2 protein-coding genes and 1 pseudogene are annotated in these 1,509 nt (G+C 69.4%); 2 read left to right on the plus strand and 1 reads right to left on the minus strand.

Annotation, left to right across the window (positions count from 1 at the left end):
• A pseudogene (locus G6R24_RS20855) lies at positions 1 to 384 on the plus strand (hypothetical protein); the annotation flags it as partial.
• 2 nt (positions 385 to 386) lie between these two features.
• Here the strand turns inward: G6R24_RS20855 and G6R24_RS21755 are convergent.
• Positions 387 to 554 (minus strand): hypothetical protein, encoded by a 168-nt coding sequence (locus G6R24_RS21755; protein ID WP_192029225.1) that lies wholly within the window; start codon positions 552 to 554, stop codon positions 387 to 389.
• A gap of 753 nt (positions 555 to 1,307) precedes the next feature.
• Between G6R24_RS21755 and G6R24_RS20865 the strand changes: the two genes are divergently transcribed.
• Positions 1,308 to 1,505, plus strand: a complete 198-nt coding sequence (locus G6R24_RS20865) for a hypothetical protein (RefSeq protein WP_163550823.1) — start codon at positions 1,308 to 1,310, stop codon at positions 1,503 to 1,505.
• Positions 1,506 to 1,509 lie beyond the last annotated feature (4 nt).

Genomic DNA, 1,509 nt, shown 5'->3' on the forward strand with positions numbered 1-1,509 from the left:
CTGTTCGTCGAGGCGCTGCGCACGATGGCGATGAAGGCCGCCGTCTATGAGCTGACCGGCGACGAGAAGGCCGCCGAGCTGGACGTGGCCGCACCAGTCGACGAGATGGTGCACGCCCTGACCGCCCAGTTCACAGTCCTGTCCCGCGTCCAGGCCGATCTGTCAGTGACGTTCATCCACTCCACCGACAACGAACGGTTCGGCTACGACACCGAGGGCTACACCGACCAGATCCACCGGGCAGCCGGCTGGGGCGAGCCGCCGCGCCGCTACTGGCTCGGCAAGGCCGAGACCCGCCGCCGCCTCGGCATCCTGTACGAGCACTACGAGTCCATCGGAATCCAGGGCGGTGGCCGGTTGCACTGGCTCACCTTCGGCCGCTGACGTCACATCGCGGCCATCGCGGCCCGCAGCGCGGCGACAACGATGTCGGCCGGAAAGCTGCGGGCCGCCTCCCGTTCCGCGTCAGCGAGCACCGTCTCCGCCTCGCCGGCACCAGCATGGCGGACCCGTGCTGTCATCCACCGAGCAAGTAGCGCCAGGTCCTGCGGCATCGGCCCAGGATCCGGCCCCAGCTCGACCGGTTCCGGCCACCGGTGGCCCGCCGAGGCATACCGACCGGGCGGGAGACCGATCTTGCCGGGGTGGATGCACACCGGCGCTCCGGTGGCCTGATCCCGCCCCTGTCCATACGCCGTTGACGCACCGCACCCCGCCGTAGGGCCCGGCGAACGTCAGCGAAGGATCATGGGTGCAGTGCGCGCCCACGGGCCACGGCGACGGCGGTGGGGTGTACGGCCCGTTCGCCCCTGCCGTGTCCGAATCGAGTTCGGTCGGTGACGGCGAGGCCACCGGTGCCGGTGATGGTGTCTGCGCTGGCGACGTTGCAGGCGCGGCGACGCTCGGCGAAGCCGACATGGTCGGCGATGGTGTCGTTGTGAGCATGCGGCGTGAGATTTCCCCCGTGATGTTCATCGGCGGTGATGGCCGAGTGCCGGCGGATCGCCCTGGCCGCATAAGGCCGGCGGCCGGCGGTCGACCCCCGACAGGCCCGGACAGCCCTCCCAGTCGTCCCAGAACCGTGGCCGGGGCTCGACAGGGGAAAGACCATTCCGCCCGTCTACAGCCCTTCTGGATGGCAAGAAACGCCCGCTCCATCCGAATCCGGCCCTGTCGAACCCGGCTGGGACCTCGACAGCCCCGACGACGACCCCACCGCCAGCGACTGGGACGACCCCGTTCCGCGGCCGTGGTTCGACGAAACCGGCACCTGACACCACGACCGACCGGTACCCGGAAGGACCCCGATGAGCCGCATCCACCCGAGCAGCGCCCCCGACGACATCACCGCCACCAGCCTCGAAAAGTTCCTCGCCGAACCATCTCTGACCGACCGGGAAAGCTGGGGGTCGTGGCGCCTCAACCCGGACGGCATGAGCCTTGACCTGATCGGTGAGGCAGGTCCGTACAGCGTCGATCTCACCCGTTGTCGTTCCAGTGCGTAAGTCC

This window comes from Candidatus Frankia nodulisporulans (assembly GCF_902806475.1).
GTDB classification, from domain to species: Bacteria; Actinomycetota; Actinomycetes; order Frankiales; family Frankiaceae; genus Frankia; species Frankia umida.

Coding starts and splice junctions, on each gene's coding strand:
- G6R24_RS20865 (WP_163550823.1), top strand. CDS start 1,308: ATGAGCCGCATCCACCCGAGCAGCGCCCCCGACGACATCACCGCCACC.
- G6R24_RS21755 (WP_192029225.1), bottom strand. CDS start 554: ATGCCGCAGGACCTGGCGCTACTTGCTCGGTGGATGACAGCACGGGTC.